This window comes from Stenotrophomonas sp. Sm6012 (genome assembly GCF_030985895.1).
GTDB lineage: Bacteria > Pseudomonadota > Gammaproteobacteria > Xanthomonadales > Xanthomonadaceae > Stenotrophomonas > Stenotrophomonas forensis.
On sequence record NZ_JAPTFX010000079.1, the window covers coordinates 1 to 20,742 of the forward strand.

Sequence of the window (20,742 nt, forward strand, 5' to 3'; positions counted from 1 at the left end):
CCCCCACCTTGCCCCCGCCCCTACCGATGCCCGGTGAATTCAGTCTCCACGGAGTGTTCGTCCCGACCCTGCTCGGGTTGATGGTGTTGGCCTATCTGGTCAACAGCGGCCTGCACGCGCTGCTGCAGCGTGCCGGCGCCTACCGCCATGTATGGCACCCGGCGCTGTTCAACCTGGCGCTGTACGGGATCGTGCTTGGCCTGCTGTTCCACCTCCTGCGTTGGATGCAATCGTGAACAAGATCGTGAAGAAGACCCTGCCGGTGCTGCTCACCAGCGCAGCCGTGATCGTGGCCCTGCTGGTGCTGCGCCAACTGTGGGTCTATTACATGGATGAGCCATGGACCCGCGACGCCCATGTCGGCGCCGACGTGGTGCAGATGGCGCCTGACGTGTCCGGGCTGGTGGAAACGGTGGACGTGGCCGACAACCAGGCAGTGAAGAAGGGCGACCTGTTGTTCGTGGTCGACCGCGCGCGCTATCGCATCGCACTGGAGCAGGCCAGGGCCAGCCTGGCCGAGCGCCAGGCCTCGGTGGCGCAGCTGCGCCGCGAGATCGGCCGCGACCGCAGCCTGCAGGACCTGGTCGCCGCCGAGGACGCCGAAGTGCGCCGCGCCAAGCTGCAGGCTGCACAGGCGGCGCTGGCCACCGCGCAGGCTGCGGTCGACCTGGCCGAGCTCAACCTGGGCCGCACCGAGGTGCGCGCTCCGGCCGATGGCCGGGTCAACGACCGCACCCTGCGTGTGGGCGACTACGTGGTGGCCGGCAAGCCGGTACTGGCGCTGCTGGATACCGGCTCGTTCCGCATTGATGGCTACTTCGAGGAAACCCGCCTGCGCGGCGTGGCGCCGGGGCAGAGCGTCGACATCCGCCTGATGGGCGAATCGACCCCGCTGCGCGGCCATGTCGAGAGCATCGCTGCCGGCATCGAGGACCGCTACCGCAGCAACGGCAGCAGCCTGCTGCCGAACGTGACCCCGGCTTTCGACTGGGTGCGGCTGGCGCAACGTATCCCGGTGCGCATCAGCATCGACGAGGTGCCCGAGGGCGTGGAACTGATCGCCGGCCGCACCGCCACGGTGACCGTCCAGACCAGCAGCACGAAGCACGCAGGCAAGGCCGGCACCGCGCCGACACAGGCGGGCCTGTGAACGCCGCCCTGCCCCGTCTCGGCCTGATCGTCGCGCTGGCCAGCCTGGCCGCGTGCAGGACCGTCGGCCCCGACTACGCCCTGCCGGACGGTTCGGCGTTCAAGCGGCCGCAGGCCAATGCGGCCTTCATTGACACCCAGAACCCGCAGGTGGCCGCCAACCAGGCGCTGCCCGACCGCTGGTGGTCGCTGTACAACGACCCGGTGCTGGACGGGCTGATTACCCAGGCGCTGCGCGACAACGTGGAACTGAAGGCCGCCGATGCGCATCTGCGCCGTGCCGCTGCCGTATACGAGCAGGCGCTGGACGCGGGCGGCTTCGAGTACGAGGCCGAGGCCGGCGTCAGCCGCGCGCAGCTGTCGGCCGAATCGTTCCTGCAGGAGCATGAGCTGCCGGTGATCAACCTGGCCGACGGCAAGTTCGCGGTCAGCTACCAGTTCGACCTGTTCGGCAAGCTCAAGCGCGGTGCGGAAGCGGCGCGCGCCGACGAACAGTCGGTGGCGGCGGCACGCGACCTGGCCCAGGTCAGCGTGGTTGCGCAGGTGGCCGACAGCTACCTGGAAATCTGCCACGCCAACCACGAGCTGCATGTGGCCGAGCACTCCCTGCAGCTGCAGCAGCGCAGCCGTTCAGTCACCCAGCGCCTGATCGATGCCGGCCGCGGCACGCCGCCGGAGCTGGCCCGCGCCAATGCCCAGGTGGCGGTGCTGGAAGCTGCGCTGCCGCCGCTGCAGGCGCAGCGCTCGGCGGCCGCCTATTCGCTCGCTGCCCTGCTCGGGCAGACCCCGGGCCAGCTGCCGGCCGGTGTGATCGACTGCGCGCACGCGCCCGCCCTGGCGCAGCCGTTGCCGGTGGGCGATGGTCGTGCGCTGCTGCAGCGTCGCCCGGACGTGCGCCAGGCCGAACGCAAGCTGGCCTCGGCCACCGCGCGGATTGGCGTGGCCACCGCCGAGCTGTACCCGGACATCCGCCTGGGGGCCTCGCTCGGTGCCGCCGGCCTGCTGGAAGACTTCGGCACGCCGATGACCCAGCAGTGGTCGATCGGCCCGTTGATCTCGTGGACGTTGCCGTCGTCCGGTACCCACGCCCGCATCCACGCCGCCGAAGCCGGTGCCGATGCGGCGCTGGCCGAGTTCGACCACACCGTGCTGCAGGCGCTGCGCGAGACCCAGACCGCACTGGACCGCTACGCGCAGGACCTGCACCGGCTGCAGGCGCTGCGCACCGCGCAGGAACAGGCCGCGCTGGCCGCCGAGCAGAACCGCCGGCTGTACCAGGGCGGCCGCACGCCGTACCTGTCCAGCCTGGATGCCGACCGCAGCCTGGCCACCAGCGATGCCACCCTGGCTGCGGCCGAGGCGCAGGTCTCACGCGACCAGATCCACCTGTTCCTGGTGCTGGGTGGCGGCTGGCAGGCCAGCGCCGCCGCGCCCAGCGCCTCGACCGCCGCGAAGTAAACCATGAACGCGCTGACCGACCGCCAGGCCTGGCTGTTCTCGATCAAGACCTACCTGGCCGCGGTGGCCGCGCTGTACATCGCCATGGCCGGCAACCTGTCGCGCCCATACTGGGCGATGGGCACGGTGTACATCGTCAGCCAGCCGCTGCTGGGCCCGACCCGCGCCAAGGGCGTGTACCGCATCGTCGGCACGCTGGTGGCCGGCCTGGCCACCCTGCTGGTACTGCCGGCGCTGGTGGAGACGCCACTGGTGCTGAGCGCGGCGATGTCGATCTGGCTGGCCGGCTGTCTGTTCATGGCGCTGCTCAACCGCGGCCCGCGCGGCTACGCGTTCCTGCTGGCCGGCTACACCACCGCCTTCATCGGCTTCCCGGCCGTGACCTCGCCGGAAACCATCTTCGACACCGTGGTGGCACGCAGCGAGGAGATCATCCTCGGCACGGTGGTGGCGGTGCTGTTTGCTTCGCTGCTGTTCCCGGCCTCGGTGCGGCCGATGCTGCGCGCGCGCATCGGCACCTGGATGGAGGACGCCGCGCAGTGGTGCCGGCAGATTCTTGAACGTGGCCGCGCGCACGCGCCACGCAACCGGCTGGCCGCCGACCTGGTGCAGTTCGAGGCGCTGATCGAATTCCTGCGCCGCGATGATCCGCGCCATGCCGGTTCGGCGGTGTCGATGGAGCGCCTGCGCGAGCGCATGCTGCTGCTGTTGCCGGTGCTGTCGTCGATCGCCGATCGGCTGAGTGCGCTGCGCAGCGACGGCCAGGCCCTTCCCGAAGGACTGCCCGCACTGGTCGATGACATCCACGACTGGCTGGACGGGCCCACCAACGCCAGTGAGTACGCCCGGCTGCGCGCGCGCATCAGTGCGCTGAAGCCGCAGGTGGACCGCGACCTGCAGCACCTGCAGCTGGCCAGCCTGCTGCTGCGCCTGGAGGAACTGGTGGACCTGTGGCAGGACTGCCGCACGCTGCAGCAGGCGATCGACCATGGCACCGCACCGCTGGACCGCGCGCACTACCGCATCCGCACCGAACGGGTGGCCGCCGACAAGCACGTCGACTACGGCATGGCGCTGTTCTCCGCGCTCAGTGCCGGCGTGGCGCTGATGAGCTACTGCGTGTTGTGGATCGCACTGGGCTGGGAAGGCGGTGGCAACGGCGCGATGATGGCCGCGGTGACCGCCGCGTTCTTCGCCGCGCAGGACGACCCGGCGCCGAGCATGGTGTCGTTCCTGGTATGGGCCATGGTCGCTTCGGTAGTGGCCGGCGTGTACCTGTTCGGTGTGTTCCCGGCCGTGCACGACTTCGGCCTGCTGGTACTGGTGCTGGCGGTGGTGTTCCTGCCGCTGGGACTGATGCTGCATCACCCGAAGAGCGCGCTGTTCGCACTCCCGCTGACGGTGAACCTCGCCGCGCTGCTGAGCCTGCAGAACACCTACAGCGCCAACATCCAGACCTTCCTCAACTCCTCCATCGCGATGTTCATCGGCATTGGCTTTGCAGTGGTGATGACCCGCCTGTTCCGTTCGGTGGGTGCCGAGTGGACCGCACGCCGGCTGGTGCGGCAGGGCTGGACCACGCTGGCCGAAGCCGCCGAAGGCCGCGGCCAGCAGGACCGCCAGCGCTTTGCCGCGCGCATGCTCGACCTGCTGGGCCTGCTCGCACCGCGCCTGGCGGCGACACCCGAGGGAAGTGACATCGCCTCGGTGGACATGCTCAACGAGGCCCGCATCGGCCTGAACATCCTGCAGCTGCGCCGCGCCCGCCTGGAACTGCCCGAGCGCAGCCGCGAGGCGGTCGAGCACATCCTGGAGGAGATCGCCGCGCACTACCGGCGGCAGATTGCCGCGCGCAGGCCGATTGTGGCCGCCGAAGCGCTGCGCGAGCGGCTGGATACCTCACTGGGCCGGGTTGGCAGCGTGGCGGCCTGCAAGGCACGCGACGAGGCGCTGATGGGCCTGATCGGCCTGCGCTTCGCGCTGTTCCCGGAGGCGAAGGCATTGGCGCCAGGGTGGGCGGACGCCGGCGTTGCATCGGCCTGATAATGCTCGGCAGTGCCGGGCCATCCCCGGCGGCCTTTCGCCATGGCAACAGGACGGTTCAATGAGTTACGACATGATGGTGTTCGAGGCGAGCGTCGCCCCACGCGAGGCCGCGGCTTTCATCGCCTGGTTCGAGAAGCAGACGCAGTGGAACGAGCGCCACGAGTACGATGACCCGGCGGTCAGCAGCCCGGCACTGCAGGCGTGGTTCGCGGAGATGGCACAGGAATTCCCGCCAATGAACGGGCCGTTGAGCAATGACGACGATGATCGTGCCGAGGTGACCGAGTACAGCATCGGTAGTCAGGTGATCTACGGCGCGTTTGCCTACTCGGTGGCAGAGCATGCACATGGCCGCGTACAGGATCTGGCCGAGAAGCACGGCGTGGGCTTCTTCGATGTGAGCGCCGATGAAGCGGCGATCGTGTTCCCCGATGGCCTGGTCCTGATCGCGTAGATCCACGCCGAAACGATCGAAGCGCGCTTCTGTAGGGTCGAGCCATGCTCGACTCCGGGGTCCATCTGCCGAGCATGGCTCGGCTCTACAGGAAGCGCGTCGCGCCCGCGTCAGAACAGCGTGCCCTGCACCGTGGGCTGTTCGATGCGCACCGGTGCTTCGGCCACCTCTTCCGCGCCCAGCCGCCAGGCCAGCCCCCCCAACCGGATGGCGTGGCGCTTCAATGCGGCCTGCAGCACCTCGGCGCTGCCCGCCACATGCAGCACCTGGCGGGCGCGGGTCAGGCCGGTGTAGACCAGTTCGCGTGACAGCACGCGGCTGTCCTGGCGCGGCAGCTGCAACCACACTTCGTCGAACTCCGAACCCTGCGCCTTGTGCACGGTCATCGCGAAGGCGCTTTCGTGCGCCGGCAGTGCGGCCGGGTGGAAGGCGCGTGGCTGGTCGACGCTGTCGCCGGGGAACCAGGCCACCATCGCGCCGCTGCCATCGCGCAGGCAGATGCCGATATCGCCATTGAACAGGCGGTGACGGTAGCTGTTCTCGGTGACCAGCAGCAGCCGGCCCTGGAAGTAGCCCGGGGTATTGCCGGCCAGCAGCTGTTCAATGCGGCTGTTGAGCCCGCGTGCGCCCTGCGGCCCTTCGCGTAGTGCGGTCAGCACGCGCAGGCGTCCGGCCTGCTGCAGGGCGAGTACCGGATCGGCGGCATCGGCCAGCGCGCGCCAGTGGCCCAGCAGGTGCTCGCGCTGGCCACGCAACGGGTCGGCTTCGCCTTCGTGGAAGTGCACGCCCGCCAGTTCACCGCTGCGCAGCAGCTGCAATGCGACGCTGCTGTCGCCTTCGCGCACGGCATGCGCGAGCGGTGCCAGGTCCAGTGCATCACTCTGCCGGTAACCGCGCTGCAGCTGCACACGGCGCCCGGCAAAAGCGCGTGGTGCGGCCTGCGGCTGCAACGTGACCGGCGCCAGCAGGCCATGCAACGCCTGCGCATCGTCGGCACGGGTGCCGATGCCATCACCGCTGGCACGCAGGATGGCGCTGAGCACGTCGCCGGCTTCCACCGACGGCAGCTGATCGGGGTCGCCAAGCAGGATCAGCCGGGTGCCACTGGCGATCGCATCAACCAGCTTGGCCATCATCGGCAGATCGATCATCGAGGCTTCGTCGACCACCACCACGTCCACCGGCAGCGGATTGTCGGCGTGGTGGCGGAAGCGCGGTGAATCGGGAATCACCCCGAGCAGGCGATGCAGGGTGGTGCCGGTGCTGGGCAGTGCCGCGCACAGCGCCGGGTCCAGCCCTTGTTCCTGCAGGCGTTGCACGGCGACGCGCAGGCTCTCGGCCATGCGCTCGGCGGCGCGACCGGTGGGCGCGGCCAGTGCGACCTCGGGCAGCGGCTGGCCGGCCTGCCGGGCCTGTGCGGCCAGCAGCAGCAACAGGCGCGCGATGGTGGTGGTCTTGCCGGTACCGGGACCGCCGGTGACCAGCGCCAGCGGATGGCGCAGGGTCACGCCGGCCGCGCGCGCCTGGTGATCTTCGCTGCCCGACGCCTGCGGGAACAGCTGCGCGAACAATGGTGCCAACGCCGCCATGTCCGGCACCGGCATCGGATGCCGGCCGATGCGCTGCAGCCCGGCGGCCAGCTGGCGTTCGTACTCGCGGTAGCGGCGCAGGTAGAGCAGGCCGTTTTCCAACACCAGCGGTGCGTCCTCGGCGATGGCCTCGGCCTGCTCCGGCGTCGCCACCCACGGCGACGCACGCAGCTGCGCCAGCCAGTCCTGCGCGGCAGGCCACTCGGGCACGCCTTCCAGCAGCCGCTGTGGTTGCGCCGGATCGAACGCTGCATGGCCTTGCGAGACCGCCAGCGACGCCAGCGCGGCGGCCAGCGCCACGCCGTCCGGGGTGTCGTCGCGCAGTCGCTGCAGGCTGGTCGCCAGTGCGTGGTCGAGGGTGCGCAGCAGGCCTTTCTGGTGCAGTTCCTTCAGCAGGCTCATGCGCTGGCTCCACGGGCACGTGCGGCCAGCTCGGCCTGGGCCTGTTCGCCACCGGCGAACAACGCGTCGAGTGCATCGACCAGCGCCAGCGGGAAACGATCCACATGCACGCCGTTGCCGGCGGCATCCAGGCCGCGGCAGAACAGGTAGCGGATGCCACCCATGTCGCGCTCGTAGTCATAGGCCGCGCCCAGGCGGAAACGCAGCCAGCGATGCAGCGCCACCGTATAGATCAGCGCCTGCAGGTCGTACTCGCTGTGGCGCATGGCAATGGCCAGCAGGTCCGGGCTGTAGCCCGGCAGGCGGTTGGATTTGTAGTCGAGCACGTACCAGCGCCCGTCGCGCACGTAGGTGAGGTCGATCATGCCGGTCATCAGCCCTTCCAGCCGACGGCGCTGGCCAAAACCACGGCGCGCACTGGAAACCCCATGTGCGTGCAGCACCTGCAACAGCGCCGGCACCGCGGTCGGCTCGATGGCGAAATGGAAGTCGATTTCCGCACGGCGCTCGCCTTCATCCAGGCTGTACAGCGCACCGCCCTCGGGCAGCGGCACGGTCAGGGTGTGGCCGACCAGTGGCACCAGTACTGCCTCGCCATCGTCCAGGTCGGCGTCGGCGTAGCCTTCGTCGTGCAGCGCCTTGCGCAGCACCTCGGCCTGCCCCTCAGGGGCTTCCAGGCCCGGTCGCCAATCACCCCAGGCGGCGAAGTCGACGTTCTCCATCGCCTCGTGCAGCACATTGCCGAAGCGGCTGCCCATGAAGCGCGGGTCGATCGGCGTGCTGTCCCCGGCGGCCGCAGCGGGCTCCGGCAACGCCGGCTCCAACGGCAGTTCCGGGCCCGCCGGTTCGTCGGCGGCGGGCGCCGGCAGCTCGGTGGCGGCGGCTTCGATGTCACTGCCGGCACCGGCATCGGCGTGCGCCAGCTGGGTGAAGCTGTATACCCACCAGTCGTGCGGCACGCGCCGGGTCAGTGCGCGCACGGCAGGCAGCTCACCCTCCACTTCGGCGGCGAGCTGCGGCAGTGAGGCCGGCGCTTCGCTGTCATCAATATGCACGTCATCATGGGCGCGCAGCATTTGCAGATCACCCAGCAACGGCGCGAGCCGCGTCTTTGCCAGCCCGGCCAGATCGCCCACCGCAATCCACAGCGCATGCTCGGCGCGGGTCAGGCCGACATACAGCAGGCGCGCGTCCTCGGCGCGCTGTTCGCGCTCGCGCTGGGCGCTGGCCGTTTCCCAGGCCTCGTTCTTGTCCAGCTTCCAGTGCAGCTGGCGCTCGCCAGCCACGTGCACGGTGCAGTGCGAGGCGCTGTTCGGTGCACCGCCGTCGATGCCGACGAAGGGCAGGAATACCAGCGGATACTCCAGGCCCTTGCTCTTGTGCAGGGTGATGATCTGCACGCGGCGCGCATCCGATTCCAGGCGCAGCAGCTGCTGCTCGTCATCCTGGTCGGCGCTGGCCATCTGCCCCTGCAGCCAGTCCAGCAGGCCGTGCATGCCCAGCGCCTGCGCCGAGGCTTCCTGCAGCAGTTCGCCCAGCTGCAGGTAGTTGGTCAGGCGGCGCTCGCCGTCGATCAGCGCCAGCAGGCGTTCGCCCTGTGCGGCGCAGACATCGGCGATCACTGCGAACGGCCCACCGCGCTGCCAGCGCTCGCGCCAATGCAGCAGCTGCGCCTGGAACCCACGTTGCAGGTCGCCCTCGCGTTCCATCGCCGCGATCGCACTCGCCCGCTGGCCAAGCAGCACGGTCGCCAGCGCTGTTCGCAGCCGCCCTTCATCGGCCGGTTGCAGCAGTGCCAGCAGCAGCGCGCGCAGATCACGTGCCTCGCTGGTGGCGAACAGGCTCTGCTTGCCCGCCGCCACGGCGGGAATACCGACCGCTGCCAGCGCGCGCTGCACCAGCGTCGCCTCGCGGTGCGAGCGCACCAGAACCGCAATATCGCCCGGCTGCACCGGGCGCCCACGCAACACGGCGTTACCGGCGCGCGCATCGACCAGGACCTGGTGGATCGCGGCCACGCACGCCTGGGTGGCTGCGTCGCGCGAGGCATCGGCACTCATCGCCTTGTCGCCGCCGCTGCGCAGCACGCGCAGGGTCAGTGCCACGGCGGCCTCGCCATTACGCAGGTAATCTGCATCGATGCGCACGCCACCAGGTCGCACCGGTTCGAACTGGATGTCGCGCTCGAGAAACGCGTCTTCGCCACCGTTGTCGTACAGCGCCTGCAGGGCACGCAGCACGGCCGGGCGTGAACGGAAGTTCTGGTCGAGCACCGGTGCCTGCTGCGCCACCTGTTTGGCCTTCAGGTAGGTATGGATGTCGCCACCGCGGAAACCGTAGATCGCCTGCTTCGGATCGCCGATCAGGAACAGCGCCGGCGCCAGGCCCAGCTCGCGCACTTCCGGCGAATCGCCGAACACGGTGTGGAAGATGCCCCACTGGCGGTCGTCGGTGTCCTGGAACTCATCGACCAGCGCGATGCGGTACTGCGCGCGCAGCTGCCTGACCAGCGCCAGGCGCTGCGGCCCTTCCAGGGCCAGTGCCACGCCATCGATCAGGTCGTCGTAGGTCTGCACACGACGCGTGCGCTTCAGCGCCTGCAGGCGCTGCGTGGCTTCCGCGCGAAGCGCGTGCAGAAAATTCAGCGCGGTGGCACGCAACCAGGCATCGCGCTCGGCCAGCAGCGCGACGTAGCGGGCCAGCGGCCCCTGCAGCGGCGATGATGGCGTGCGCTCGGCGAATTTCTTGTTGGTCTTGGCGGCCAGCGCCTCCGGCAGCAGCGCCGGCAGGCGTTCGTTGGCCAACAGCTCGCGCGGATCGGCGCGCTCGGCCCAGGCCAGCAGCTGCCGGCCCAGCGGATGCAGCCAGCCCAGCTTGTACGACACGCCGTTGATCCACTTGTTGTCGACCGCATCACAGAGGTCGAAGAAGAACGGCTCGCCATGCTCGCGCAGCGCCTGTTGCAGTTCGGCAGCGTTGGCCTGCAATGCCGGATGTGGATCGGTCGGCACCACCGGCTGTGGCAACGGATGCAGTGGCGGCGCCGCCAGCAGCGCGCGCAGATCGGCGGCCAGTGCATCCGGGGTGGACCACAGCCAGGTCAGCGGCTCCAGCGTGGCCGGATCATTGGCGTGCACGCGCCACAGATCGGCGGCGAGCTCTTCCAGAAGCTCGCGGTCACTGGCCAGCAGCTCCGGCGGATCGAAGGTATGGCCGCTTTCCAGCGCGTGCTCGCGCAGCACGCGGGTGCAGAAGCCGTGGATGGTGAAGATCGAAGCCAGGTCGATCTCGTCGGCGGCGACCTGCAGGCGACGCTTCAGCGCAGCGGCGCTCTCGGTGCCACCCTGCAGATGGCGCTGCAGCACCTCCCGCGTCAAGCGCACATCCGGTGCCTCGCCCTCGGCCGGTTCCAGATCGACCAGGCGCGCGGCCAGCGCCAGCCGCTCGCGGATGCGCTTGCGCAGTTCCTGGGTGGCGGCGTCGGTGAAGGTCACCGCCAGGATCTGGCCGATGCGCAGCCCCTGCTCCACCACCAGGCGGGTGAACAGCGTGGCCAGGGTGAAGGTCTTGCCGGTGCCGGCGCTGGCCTCGATCAGGCGGATGCCCTCCAGTGGCAGGGCCAGGTAGGGATCGCCCGCCATGCGCTGGGATTCCTCATCTGCGATGGCGCTGTTCATGCGCTGCCCTCCTGGCCTGCCGCGGCGCCCAGGGTGCGGCCTTCCCGCACCGCACTGAAGACCACTTGGCTGTTGCGCAGCAGATCGGCGTAGCCGGCATCGGTGGCGAACGGATCGGCACCGCGCAACAGCAGCTGCCAGGCGTCGCTGCTGGATTCACCCCAGCTGCGGTCGCTGCCATGCCACTGCTTCCAGCCTTCGCTGCGCTGTTTCTCGCCGTCCGTGTTGTAGAGCACCCAGCCGGTATAGGGGGCGAAGCGCAGCGGTTCACGCAGGCCACGCTGGCGCAGCTGCAGCAGTGCGCGCAGCGCGGCGCGGGCAGCAGGCACGCTCAGTGCTGGCAGCACATGCGGGCCCGGACCGGCATCGCCGCCATCGTGGAACTGCACCAACGGCAGGGCATCGCCGGCGGCGTTGGCCAACAGCCAGTCCAGGCCCTGGCGGATCACCGCATTGCCGTTGAGGGTGCCGGCGCGCAGGCGCACCAGCCCTTCGGGATGCCGATCGGTCACCCGCCCATGCAGCCGCACGCCGTCGATATCGACTTCATACCGGCGGCTTTCCAATGGTTCGCCCTGCATCCAGCCCAGCAGCGCGCTGGCATACGGACGGGTCTTCAGCTGCTCCACTTCGAACTGGCGCTCACCCAATGCACCGGAGGGCAGCAGGCCACGCGCGCGCAACCGCGGATACAGCGGCTCGCTGTCGCCATTGAGCGTGGCACGCACCACCGCCGCCTGCACGCTGCGCTTTTCCGGGCCGCGCGAGGACAGCACCAGCGGCTCCAGGTCATCCACTTCTTCAACCTCGTCGGCCAGGCGCAGGCCCAGCGACTGCGCCAGGAACTGCCCGGCCGGGTCACACAGGAAGCGGCGCAGGGTATCGAGTGCGACCTCGTTCTCCACGGCATCGTCGAGCGGTGGCGGCAACGGCGCGTCGAACCAGGGCAGCAGGCCACCCCGCTGGCCGGTGAGGCGACCGGCCGCCGGATGCCACTGCCGCCGATAGCTGAATCGACGCGGATCGCCATCGCCGAACGCAGCAGGCGAGAACGGCTGCAGGGCATGGCGAACGGTGAAGTCGCGCACCGCCATCGTCGGATCCAGGTGATAGGCGGCAGCGGCATCGATCAGTTCACTGACCAGCACCGATGGCTCACGCACACTGCCATCGCGCGGATCGGCGCCGAGGTAGCTCAGGTAGAACACCTCCTGCGCAGCGGCAAACAGCTGCAGGAACAGGAAGCGGTCGTCCTCGCGAGTGGAACGGTCACCCGGGCGGCGCCGCGGTGTATCCAGCTCGGCGGTGAGCTGGTTGAGTCCCGCGGCCGGGTCGCGACGCGGGAAATCGCCGTCATTCAGGCCCAGCACGCAGATCACCCGGAATGGCAGCAGGCGCATCGGCACCATGCGGCCGAAGCTGATGCCACCGGTCAGCAACGGTGCGCGCGTGTCGGCCTCGCCCAGTGCCCCGGCGAAGTGCGCACGCACCACCTCCGGTGGCACGCCTTCGTTGAAGCCGGCCTTGGCAGCGTCCTCGGCAAACTGGTTGAGCAGCTTGCGCAGGCGCTCCAGCGCGCGCTGGCTGTTGGGCGAACTGGGCGCGGTCGGCAGCAGCGCGTCCAGCAGCGACAGCAGGCGCTGCCGCCACTGCGCCGGGGTCAGCAGTTCGCCGAGTCGGCGCTGGTAGACCGCCAGTACGCGCAGCAGGCGCAGCAGCCGGTCCAGCGCTTCCAACGCACCGCCCTCCAGCTCGATCCACGGCGCCACACCGGCCAGGTCGGCCTCGCTACCGGTGGCATGGCCAAGCACCAGCCGGTCCAGCGCGAACTGCCAGGTGTAGGCATCGTCGGCCGGTGCCTGGTGCTGGTCGCGATGCTTCGCATCCAGGCCCCAACGCGCACCCGCCTGCTGCAGCCAACCATGCAGGCGGTCGAAGTCCACCGCTTCCAGACCGGCCGCCTCGGCCAGCGGTGCGCTGGCCAGCAGGTCCAGCACCTCGTTCAGGCCAAAGCGCGAGACCGGCAGGCCCAACAGATGCACGAACACATCGGCCAGCGGCTCGCCGGCCAGTGGGCTGCTGTCGGCCAGCGCATAGGGGATGTGCTCCTCTTCGCCGCCACGGCCGCCGAACACGGCTTCCAGGTACGGCACGTACGGATCGATGTCCGGCGCCAGCACCGCGATCTCGCGGGCCTGCAGCGGCGGGTCGAAACGCGCGTCCTGCAGCAGGCTGCGCAGCTGGTCGTGCAGCACCTGCAGTTCGCGCAGGCGGGTGTGGCAGGCGTGCACCTGCAGGCTGGGATCGTCGCTGCGCAGCCCGTCGCGCAGCTCGCCCGAAGGCAGCGCACGGCGATGGAACAGATCGCGCTGCAGGCGATGCAGCAGGCTGTCGGACAGGCCGCCTTCGTCCAGGGCCGGCCGGGTGTCTTCTTCCGGGTCGGAATAGGCGGCGATCTCGCCGGCCGGGTGCACCACCTCGTAGCTGCCCAGCACCGCCATGAAGTCGCGGCCCGCGGCGCCCCAGGCTTCGAGCAGGCGGTTCTCGCCGGCCGCTTCCCCGAACGGATCCGGCGCACCGCTGCGCAGGCGCTCGGCCAGGGTCTGCAGGTCGCCCCAGTACGACTGCACGGGCGTGGGCATGTAGAAATGCAGCTCGCCCACCCGTGCCTGGGTGGCCATCACCCGCAGCACGTCGGGGGAGATGTTGAGCGTCGCGAACGCGGACATGCGCAGCGGCAAGCCCTTCGGCAACGGCTGGCCCGCCCCTTCGAAGCGGTCCAGGTACTCCTGGATGCGGCGCGCACGGTAATCGTGGCCACGGGTGATGGTGCGCCACAGGATCGCCTGCGGATCGGCCGGATCGGCACCGGCCGCCCAGCGCAGCAGCCAGTCACGGCGCCAGGCCTGGTACTTCTCGAACACCGAGGCCAGTTCGCCAGCCAGCGCCCACGGCTTCAATGCGTCGCCACCGGCAAGGTAGGACTGCAGCGCGCGCATCGGTGGCTGTGCCAGCAGCGCCGGATCGCGCAGTGCCTGGTACAGCCGCCAGTGCAGGCCGGCCGCGTCCAGATCGTCCTGCTCGCCGCTGACGTTGGCCTTCAGCGCCCGGGCCACGAACTCGCCCGGGGTGAGGAATTCGAGGTTGGCGGCAACGCCGAACTCGGCGGCCAGTGTCGCTTGCAGCCAGCGCCGCATCGCCACCTGCGGGATCAGCACCACTTCCGGTGCCAACAGCGGCTGGCCCGCGACCGGCGCGCGCACGTTACGCGCCAGCAGTGCGGCCAGCACGTCCAGGGAATTGGAATGGTAGAGGCGGAAATCGCTGCCTGGGTCACTCATCATGCACAGTGTGCAGGACGGCAGGCAGTATTCAATGGTCGGCCCGTCACCGGTACGGATTGTTCCGGGGCAGGCGCCGATTGTCCCGGCCTGCGCCAAGCCTTGTCGTGCAACAATACTGCACCGTCCAGTCTGCTTATGTTCAGCCGACGGGCCCGATCCTTCGATGTCTAAAAAACGTTAATGGTGCCCATGTCGGCTTCCGCCTCCAGTCTGGTGCAGTTATCCAACGTCCGCATCGACCGGAGCGGGCGCACGATCCTGCGCGATGTGTCGCTGCAGGTGCCCAAGGGCAGCATCACCGCCGTACTGGGTCCGTCCGGCAGCGGCAAGTCGACCCTGCTGGCGGCACTGACCGGCGAACTGCGCCCGGTCGCCGGCGACGTCACCCTGTTCGGCAAGCCGATCCCGCACGACAGCAGCGCGCTGCTGGAAATGCGCAAGAGCGTGGGCGTGCTGCTGCAGGGCAACGGCCTGCTGACCGACCTCACCGTGGCCGAGAACGTGGCGCTGCCGCTGCGCACGCACACCCGCCTGCCGACCGCCGTACTGCGCCAACTGGTGCAGATGAAGCTGCATGCGGTGGGCCTGCTGGCCGCCGCCGATGCGTGGCCGCGCGAGCTGTCCGGCGGCATGGCGCGCCGTGTGGCGCTGGCCCGCGCGCTGGCCCTGGACCCGCCGCTGATGATCTACGACGAGCCGCTGACCGGGCTCGACCCGATCGCCTCGGGGGTGATCATGAGCCTGATCCAGCGCCTCAACCACAGCCTGGGCCTGACCAGCATCATCGTCAGCCACCACGTGCACGAGACCCTGCCGATCTGCGACCAGGTGATCGCCATCGCCAATGGCGGCATCGTGTTCCAGGGCACGCCCGAGGCGCTGCAGTCCAGCCAGGACCCGCTGCTTCGGCAGTTCCTGCATGGCCAGCCCGATGGCCCCATTCCGTTCGATGCCGCGCCGCGCGCGAGGGTTGCCTGATGCCGTTCGTGCAAGCCACCCGTTCGCTGGGCCGCGCCGGCCTGTTCTCGCTGACCGTGCTGCGCGGTTCGCTGCCCACGCGTGATTTCCTGGCCGAGCTGACCCGCGAGATCTACAAGATCGGCGCGCGCTCGCTGCCGATCATCGCCGTCGGCGGCGCCTTCGTCGGCCTGGTGCTGACCCTGCAGGGTTACCGCACGCTGACCACCTTCGGTGCGGCCGATGCGCTGTCGACCCTGCTCGGCCTGTCGCTGTACCGAGAGCTGGCGCCGGTGCTGACCGCGCTGCTGTTCATCGGTCGCGCCGGCAGTTCCATCGCCGCCGAACTGGGGCTGATGCGTGCCACCGACCAGATCAAGGCGCTGGAACTGATGGCGATCGATCCGGTGGCCAAGGCGGTGGCGCCGCGCTTCTGGGCGGCGGTGCTGACCGTGCCGCTGCTGACCGGCATCTTCTGCTCGCTGGCGATCAGTGCCAGCTACTTCGAAGCGGTGCATGTGCTGGGCCTGGACAACGGCGTGTTCTGGTCGGCGCTGCGCAACAGCGTCGATTTCTGGGATGACTTCGGCGTGGCGATGCTGAAGTCGGCGATCTTCGGCGGCACCGCCGCGCTGGTCGCCGCCTACGTTGGTTTCCACGCCGAGCCGACCATCGAGGGCACCTCGGTGGCGACCACCCGTGCGGTGGTCAACGCCTCGCTGCTGGTGCTGATGTTCAACTTCGTGCTGTCGGCAATGTTGTTCACCTAACCCCTCCACCGGCGGTGCGCAGGCGCGCGCGGCCACCACGACTCGATCAGGTAATCCACATGGCCATCCGCGGTCCCAGACTCGAATTCTCCGTCGGCGCCTTCCTGCTGCTGGCCCTGGCCTCGCTGATGGTGCTGGCCGTGGCCTCGACCAACCAGCGCTGGAGCTGGGGAAGTCAGGGCTACGAGCTGAAAGCACGCTTCTCCCAGGTCGGCCAGCTGCGCAAGCAGGCGCCGGTGAAGATCGGCGGCGTCACCGTGGGCCAGGTCGCCTCGATCGACCTGGACCCGGTGAAGTTCGAATCGATCGTGACCCTGCGCATGGACAGCAAGGTCAAGGACCTGCCGGCAGACACCTCGGCCGGCATCTTCACCAGTGGTTTGCTCGGCGAGAGCTATATCGGTCTGCAGCCGGGCGGTGATCCGGACGTGCTGAAGGCCGGCGACGAGATCGTCTTCACCCAGCCCGCCGTGGACCTGATCCAGCTGGTCGGCAAGTACATGTTCAGTGGCGGCGCCGGTGGCGGCGCTGGTCAGAAGCCCAACGATGGCGCGCAGGCGCCTGCAACGGAACCGCAACCATGAAGATGAAACTGATCCCGGCCCTGCTCGCTTCGGCGCTGCTGGCAGCTACTCCGTTCCTCGCCCAGGCCCAGGCCCAGGCCGCCGCCCCCGCCGCAGCCGCGACCCAGGGCCAGGCCGGCAAGGTGGTGATCGATGCCAGTACGCGCATCCTCACCACCCTGCAGCAGCGCCGGGGTGAGTTCAGCAGCAATCCGGCCAGCCTGCGCAGCTACATCGACAGCGAACTGAACCGCACCTTCGACCGCGACTATGCCGCGCGCCTGGTGCTGGGCCCGCACGCCCGCGGCGCCTCGGATGCCGACATCAAGCTGTTCGCCGATGCCATGGCCGACAGCCTGATGCAGCGCTACGGCTCGACCCTGCTCAACATCCAGGGCAAGCCGAGCTTCCGCCTGAAGGGCGAGAGCCCGCTGCCGGGCAACCGCGGCGTGCGCGTCAGCACAGAACTGGTGCGTGCCGGCAGCGAGCCGACCCCGGTCGAGTACTGGATGCGCAACGTCAACGGCCAGTGGAAGATCTTCGACGTCAACATCGAAGGCATCTCCTACGTGCAGACCTTCCGCAACCAGTTCGACACCCCGCTGCGCCAGAAGGGCATCAAGCAGGTGGCCAGCGAGCTGCACAGCGGCAGCATGCAGGCCGGGCCCGCGGGCAATGGCAAGTAACGCACTGGCACTGCTGGAAGGCGACACCCTGCGCCTGCGCGGGGTGCTGGATCGTGCCGCAGTGATCGCATTGTGGCCGCAGCTGCAGGCGCTGCCCGCCCAGCTGGCACGGCTGGAGCTGGGCGAGGTCGAGCGCGTGGACAGCGCCGGCCTGGCCCTGCTGGCCGAACTGGCGGCACGTGCACGCAAGGCCGGCCACCCGCTGGCGATCTCCGGCGCGCCGGCCGGCTACAACGAGCTGAGCGCGGCCTACCGGCTGTCGCCCGACCTGGATTTCAACGCTACTTCTGCTGCGAGCTGACATGAACGTCGTACGCACTCTCCCCCTGATCGTCCTGGCCACCGCCCTGACCGCCTGCGCCGGCAAGCCCGCACGCAGCGATGCACCGGCGGCCAGCACCGTGGTTCCGGCCAATGCCGCTGCCGAAGCCCCCGCTGCAGTTGCCGATGGCGGAACGATCGACCCTGCCGTGGCCGTTCCGGCGGCGCAGGCGCCGGTTGCCGCGCCCCCATCGCCGGCCACGCCGGCAGCGCCCGTTGATGGCAATGCAGCGAATACCGCAGCAGCCACCGCACCCGGCGGCGACGATGATTTCGACGCCCTCTATGGTGGCGCCGGCAATACCACCAACGCGGCGGCCTACGATCCGTGGGAACCGTTCAACCGCAAGGTGCATACCTTCAACAACGCGGTCGACCGCGGCATCGCCCGTCCGCTGGCGACCGCCTATACCCACGTGGTGCCGCGCTTCGCCCGCACCGGCGTCAGCAACTTCTTCAGCAACCTGCGTGCACCGGTGACCATCACCAACCAGCTGCTGCAGGGCCGTGGTGCCGATGCGTGGGACAGCCTGGGCCGCTTCCTGATGAACAGCACGCTGGGTATCGGCGGCCTGTTCGATCCGGCCAGCAAGGCGATGGTGCCGCGTCGCAATGAAGACTTCGGCCAGACCCTGGGCGTGTGGGGCTGGCGTCGCTCGCGCTACGTGGAACTGCCGTTCTTCGGCCCGCGTACCGTGCGTGATGTGTTCGGCCTGGCCGGCGACATTCCGCTGTCGCCTATCCGCCGCATCGAAGAAGACAAGGTCCGCATCGGCCTGCAGGGCCTGCAGCTGGTCGATACCCGCGCACAGCTGCTGGCGATCGACGACCTGCGCGACACCGCCGTGGACGAGTACTCGCTGGTCCGCGATGCGTGGATGCAGCGCCGCAACTACCAGATCGAGAACGATCTGCGCAGCAAGCGCGAGCGTGGCCATGACGATGCCAATTCGCCGATCCCGGTCGATGCGATGCCGATGCCGCAGTGGACCCACTGAGTCGTTTCATCGCTGCATGAAAAACCCCGCCTCGGCGGGGTTTTTCTTTGCCTTTGATTGCAGTCCGGGGCTCCCGCCCTGAATCCAAGCGGGCGCCTCACCGCAGCCACTGCCGCCAGTGGTGATGGACTACAACTGCTTGTCGAGGCTGATCTGCACCCCGTGGTCACGGTCGTCGCCGCTGCCGACCAGGCCGCGATAGTCCACCTTCAGGCCCCAGTTGCGGCCGAAGTCGAACATCACGCCGGCGCCGAGCACCCACCGGTTGCGGTCGAAGCCATCCAGCGTGGTGCGGTAGAACGGCAGCTCGCCGAGGTCGGCGTACTGCAGGGTGGCCACGCCACTGCCGCTGAAATCGTGCTGGTATTCCACCCTCAGCTGCGGCGTCCACGCGCCCCACCGTGCAACCCGCCGTACTTCGACGCGCAGGCCGGCGTTGCCGGTGGTGGCATCGACCTCCTGGCTGCCATAGCGCAGCGCGAACAGATCGCTGCCCTGCTCGGCATAACGGTCCAGCGAGCCCTGCGAGGCATCCAGGCGCGCATATGGCGTGAACTGCCAGTCGCCGCGGGCCAGGTCGGCGCCGAAGGCCAGCGAACCGAACCATTGGCTGCCGTTGCGGCGTGCATGCGCGAAGCTGCCATCTGCGGTCACGTAGCGACGCAGGGTGTAGTCCAGCAGCTGGTGGCCGACCAGCGCATCCACGAACAGGCTGCGGCCCAGGCTGTAGCTTGCATACAACGCCATGCTGTAGGCCTGGCCATCGCTGCGGCTGCCACGCTCGCCAACATCGCTGCGATCGCGTCCATACCCCAGCGCGGCACCCACCGCGAGGGTGTCACTGAGCCGGCGGTCGGCACCGATGGTGACACCATCGGTCTCGAAGTCGACTCCGCTGCGCTGGCCGCCCTCGTTGCGCCCGGAGCGGATCGTGCCGCCCACCCACAGGCCCAACGGTGCCTGCGAGTTTGCTGCCGGATCGGACACCGCCGGCGCCGGTTCGCGATCGAACGGCTGGCGACGCTGCGCATCGCAGTCCGGGCCCGGCACGTTGCCCACCATCGGTTCACAGCGTCGTGGCGCGTACGACAAGCTCAGGTTGTTGCTGAAGCCGTTGCTGCGGCTGGCGCCATGCAGCCGCTGCATGCGCTGCTGCAGGTTTTCGATCTGCGAATTGGCGAATCGACGGGCCGCATCGCGCTGTGCCGACAGCAGGCCACGTACTTCCGGATCCTGGGTCGGATCGGGCCGCGGCGCGATCTGCACGACGTAGTCGTGGCTTCCGCTGAAGCCCAGCGCGTCGGTCGCAGTGATAGTGAAGGCGAACGCACCCGCGGCGGTCGGCGTGCCGGCCAGGCCACCGGCCGGTTCCAGCGTCACTCCATCCGGTAGTGCACCGGCGCTGAGGACATAGCGATAGGGTGCGGTGCCACCAGCAGCGGCCAGGCGCTGCTCGTAGCGGTGGCCGAACAGTCCCGCCGGCAGGGCAGACGGGGTCAGGGTCAGTACGGGTGCCGACACATTCAACGTGTAGGCCTGGGTGGCCGAACCTGCGCCACCGGTGGTGGCATCATTGACAGCGACGCTGAAGCCGAAGCTGCCCGCCACGCTCGGGGTACCCGCAATGCGCCCGGTGCTCGCATCCAGCACCAGGCCCGCCGGCAACGCACCACTGGCCAGCGTGTAGCGATAAGGCGCCAGACCGCCGGTGGTCGCGAAAGCCAGCGTGTAGCTGCTGCCGGCCGTCGAGGCCGGCAACGCGCCGGCGACCGGAGTCAGCGACAGGGCAGGCGCGGCGATCGTCAGCGTATAGGCCTGCACCAGACGGGCCGGTGTGCCAGTGGTGCTGTCGGTGATCGTCGCGCTGACGGTGAAGCTGCCCGACTGCGTTGGCGTACCGGACAAGGTGGCGCTGGCGGCATCGAACGACAACCCGGCGGGCAGCGTGCCCGACAACGCTACGTGATACGGCGCGATGCCGCCGCTGGCGGTGAACACCATCTGGTAAGGGCTGCCTGCGGTGCCGCCCGCCAGCGTGCCCGGGGTCGCCACCAGCACCGGACTGGCCACCACCAGGCTGTAGCTCTGGGTGATGCTGGCCGGCGTACCGCCGGTACTGTCGGTGATCGTCGCACTCAGCGCGAATGTGCCCGACTGCGTCGGCGTACCCGACAACATGCCGCTGGCGGTATCGAAGGTCATACCGGCCGGCAGCGAACCACTGAGCACCACGTGGTACGGCGCGATGCCGCCCGTCGCGGTGATCGCCTGCTGATAGGCCGTGCCGGCGGTGCCGCCAGCGAGCGTGCCCGGGGTCGCCGCCAGCAC

The 20,742-nt window shown here is 69.3% G+C and carries 14 protein-coding genes and 1 pseudogene; 11 read left to right on the plus strand and 4 right to left on the minus strand.

Annotated features, from left to right (window positions below; all coding sequences use genetic code 11):
- Positions 1-26 precede the first annotated feature (26 nt).
- The 5 genes from O0J73_RS13925 (at position 27) to O0J73_RS13945 (ending at position 5,107) form a co-directional block, all read left to right on the plus strand.
- Complete coding sequence (locus O0J73_RS13925) at positions 27-236, plus strand: DUF1656 domain-containing protein (RefSeq protein WP_025875651.1); 210 nt, start codon at positions 27-29, stop codon at positions 234-236.
- Complete coding sequence (locus O0J73_RS13930; RefSeq protein ID WP_308308946.1) at positions 233-1,150, plus strand: HlyD family secretion protein; 918 nt, start codon at positions 233-235, stop codon at positions 1,148-1,150. The genes O0J73_RS13925 and O0J73_RS13930 overlap by 4 nt, the downstream gene beginning before the upstream one ends.
- Positions 1,147-2,607, plus strand: coding sequence for an efflux transporter outer membrane subunit (locus O0J73_RS13935; RefSeq protein WP_308308948.1), 1,461 nt, complete (start codon positions 1,147-1,149; stop codon positions 2,605-2,607). The genes O0J73_RS13930 and O0J73_RS13935 overlap by 4 nt, the downstream gene beginning before the upstream one ends.
- Before the next feature lie 3 nt (positions 2,608-2,610).
- On the plus strand, positions 2,611-4,650 hold the full coding sequence (locus tag O0J73_RS13940; RefSeq protein ID WP_308308949.1) for an FUSC family protein: 2,040 nt from the start codon (positions 2,611-2,613) through the stop codon (positions 4,648-4,650).
- A gap of 61 nt (positions 4,651-4,711) precedes the next feature.
- Entirely contained in the window at positions 4,712-5,107 is a 396-nt protein-coding gene (locus O0J73_RS13945) for a hypothetical protein (RefSeq protein WP_006478493.1), read from the plus strand.
- A 110-nt stretch (positions 5,108-5,217) separates the two neighbouring features.
- On the opposite strand, the gene recD is transcribed toward O0J73_RS13945, so the two are convergent.
- From recD to recC, 3 genes are read right to left on the minus strand one after another with little or no spacing between them, the layout of a single operon-like run.
- Positions 5,218-7,098 carry an exodeoxyribonuclease V subunit alpha gene (gene recD, locus O0J73_RS13950; protein WP_308308950.1) on the minus strand — a complete coding sequence of 627 codons (1,881 nt, stop codon included), beginning with the start codon at positions 7,096-7,098 and terminating at the stop codon, positions 5,218-5,220.
- Positions 7,095-10,775 (minus strand): exodeoxyribonuclease V subunit beta, encoded by a 3,681-nt coding sequence (gene recB, locus O0J73_RS13955; protein ID WP_308308951.1) that lies wholly within the window; start codon positions 10,773-10,775, stop codon positions 7,095-7,097. The genes recD and recB overlap by 4 nt, the downstream gene beginning before the upstream one ends.
- Positions 10,772-14,119 (minus strand): exodeoxyribonuclease V subunit gamma, encoded by a 3,348-nt coding sequence (gene recC, locus O0J73_RS13960; protein ID WP_308308952.1) that lies wholly within the window; start codon positions 14,117-14,119, stop codon positions 10,772-10,774. The genes recB and recC overlap by 4 nt, the downstream gene beginning before the upstream one ends.
- Positions 14,120-14,308: 189 nt before the next feature.
- On the opposite strand from recC, the gene O0J73_RS13965 reads away from it, so the two are divergent.
- From O0J73_RS13965 to O0J73_RS13990, 6 genes and pseudogenes are all read left to right on the plus strand, one after another.
- A complete protein-coding gene (locus O0J73_RS13965; RefSeq protein WP_040009260.1) occupies positions 14,309-15,097 on the plus strand; it encodes an ATP-binding cassette domain-containing protein in 789 nt (262 codons plus the stop codon).
- The gene (locus O0J73_RS13970) at positions 15,097-15,846 is read left to right on the plus strand and encodes an MlaE family lipid ABC transporter permease subunit (protein ID WP_005414955.1); all 750 of its coding nucleotides are present in this window, start codon (positions 15,097-15,099) and stop codon (positions 15,844-15,846) included. The genes O0J73_RS13965 and O0J73_RS13970 overlap by 1 nt, the downstream gene beginning before the upstream one ends.
- Before the next feature lie 59 nt (positions 15,847-15,905).
- Positions 15,906-16,370 (plus strand): annotated as a pseudogene (mlaD, locus tag O0J73_RS13975) (outer membrane lipid asymmetry maintenance protein MlaD); the annotation flags it as partial.
- Positions 16,371-16,426: 56 nt separating this feature from the next.
- Positions 16,427-17,095: an ABC transporter substrate-binding protein gene (locus tag O0J73_RS13980; RefSeq protein WP_308308953.1), complete on the plus strand. Its 669-nt coding sequence runs from the start codon at positions 16,427-16,429 to the stop codon at positions 17,093-17,095.
- A complete protein-coding gene (locus O0J73_RS13985; RefSeq protein ID WP_008266246.1) occupies positions 17,085-17,396 on the plus strand; it encodes an STAS domain-containing protein in 312 nt (103 codons plus the stop codon). Before O0J73_RS13980 ends, O0J73_RS13985 begins: the two co-directional genes overlap by 11 nt.
- Position 17,397: 1 nt before the next feature.
- Entirely contained in the window at positions 17,398-18,414 is a 1,017-nt protein-coding gene (locus tag O0J73_RS13990) for a VacJ family lipoprotein (protein WP_049457805.1), read from the plus strand.
- A 129-nt stretch (positions 18,415-18,543) separates the two neighbouring features.
- On the opposite strand, the gene O0J73_RS13995 is transcribed toward O0J73_RS13990, so the two are convergent.
- Positions 18,544-20,742, minus strand: a 2,199-nt coding sequence (locus O0J73_RS13995; protein ID WP_308308954.1) for an autotransporter domain-containing protein, incomplete at its 5' end; no start/stop codon positions are given.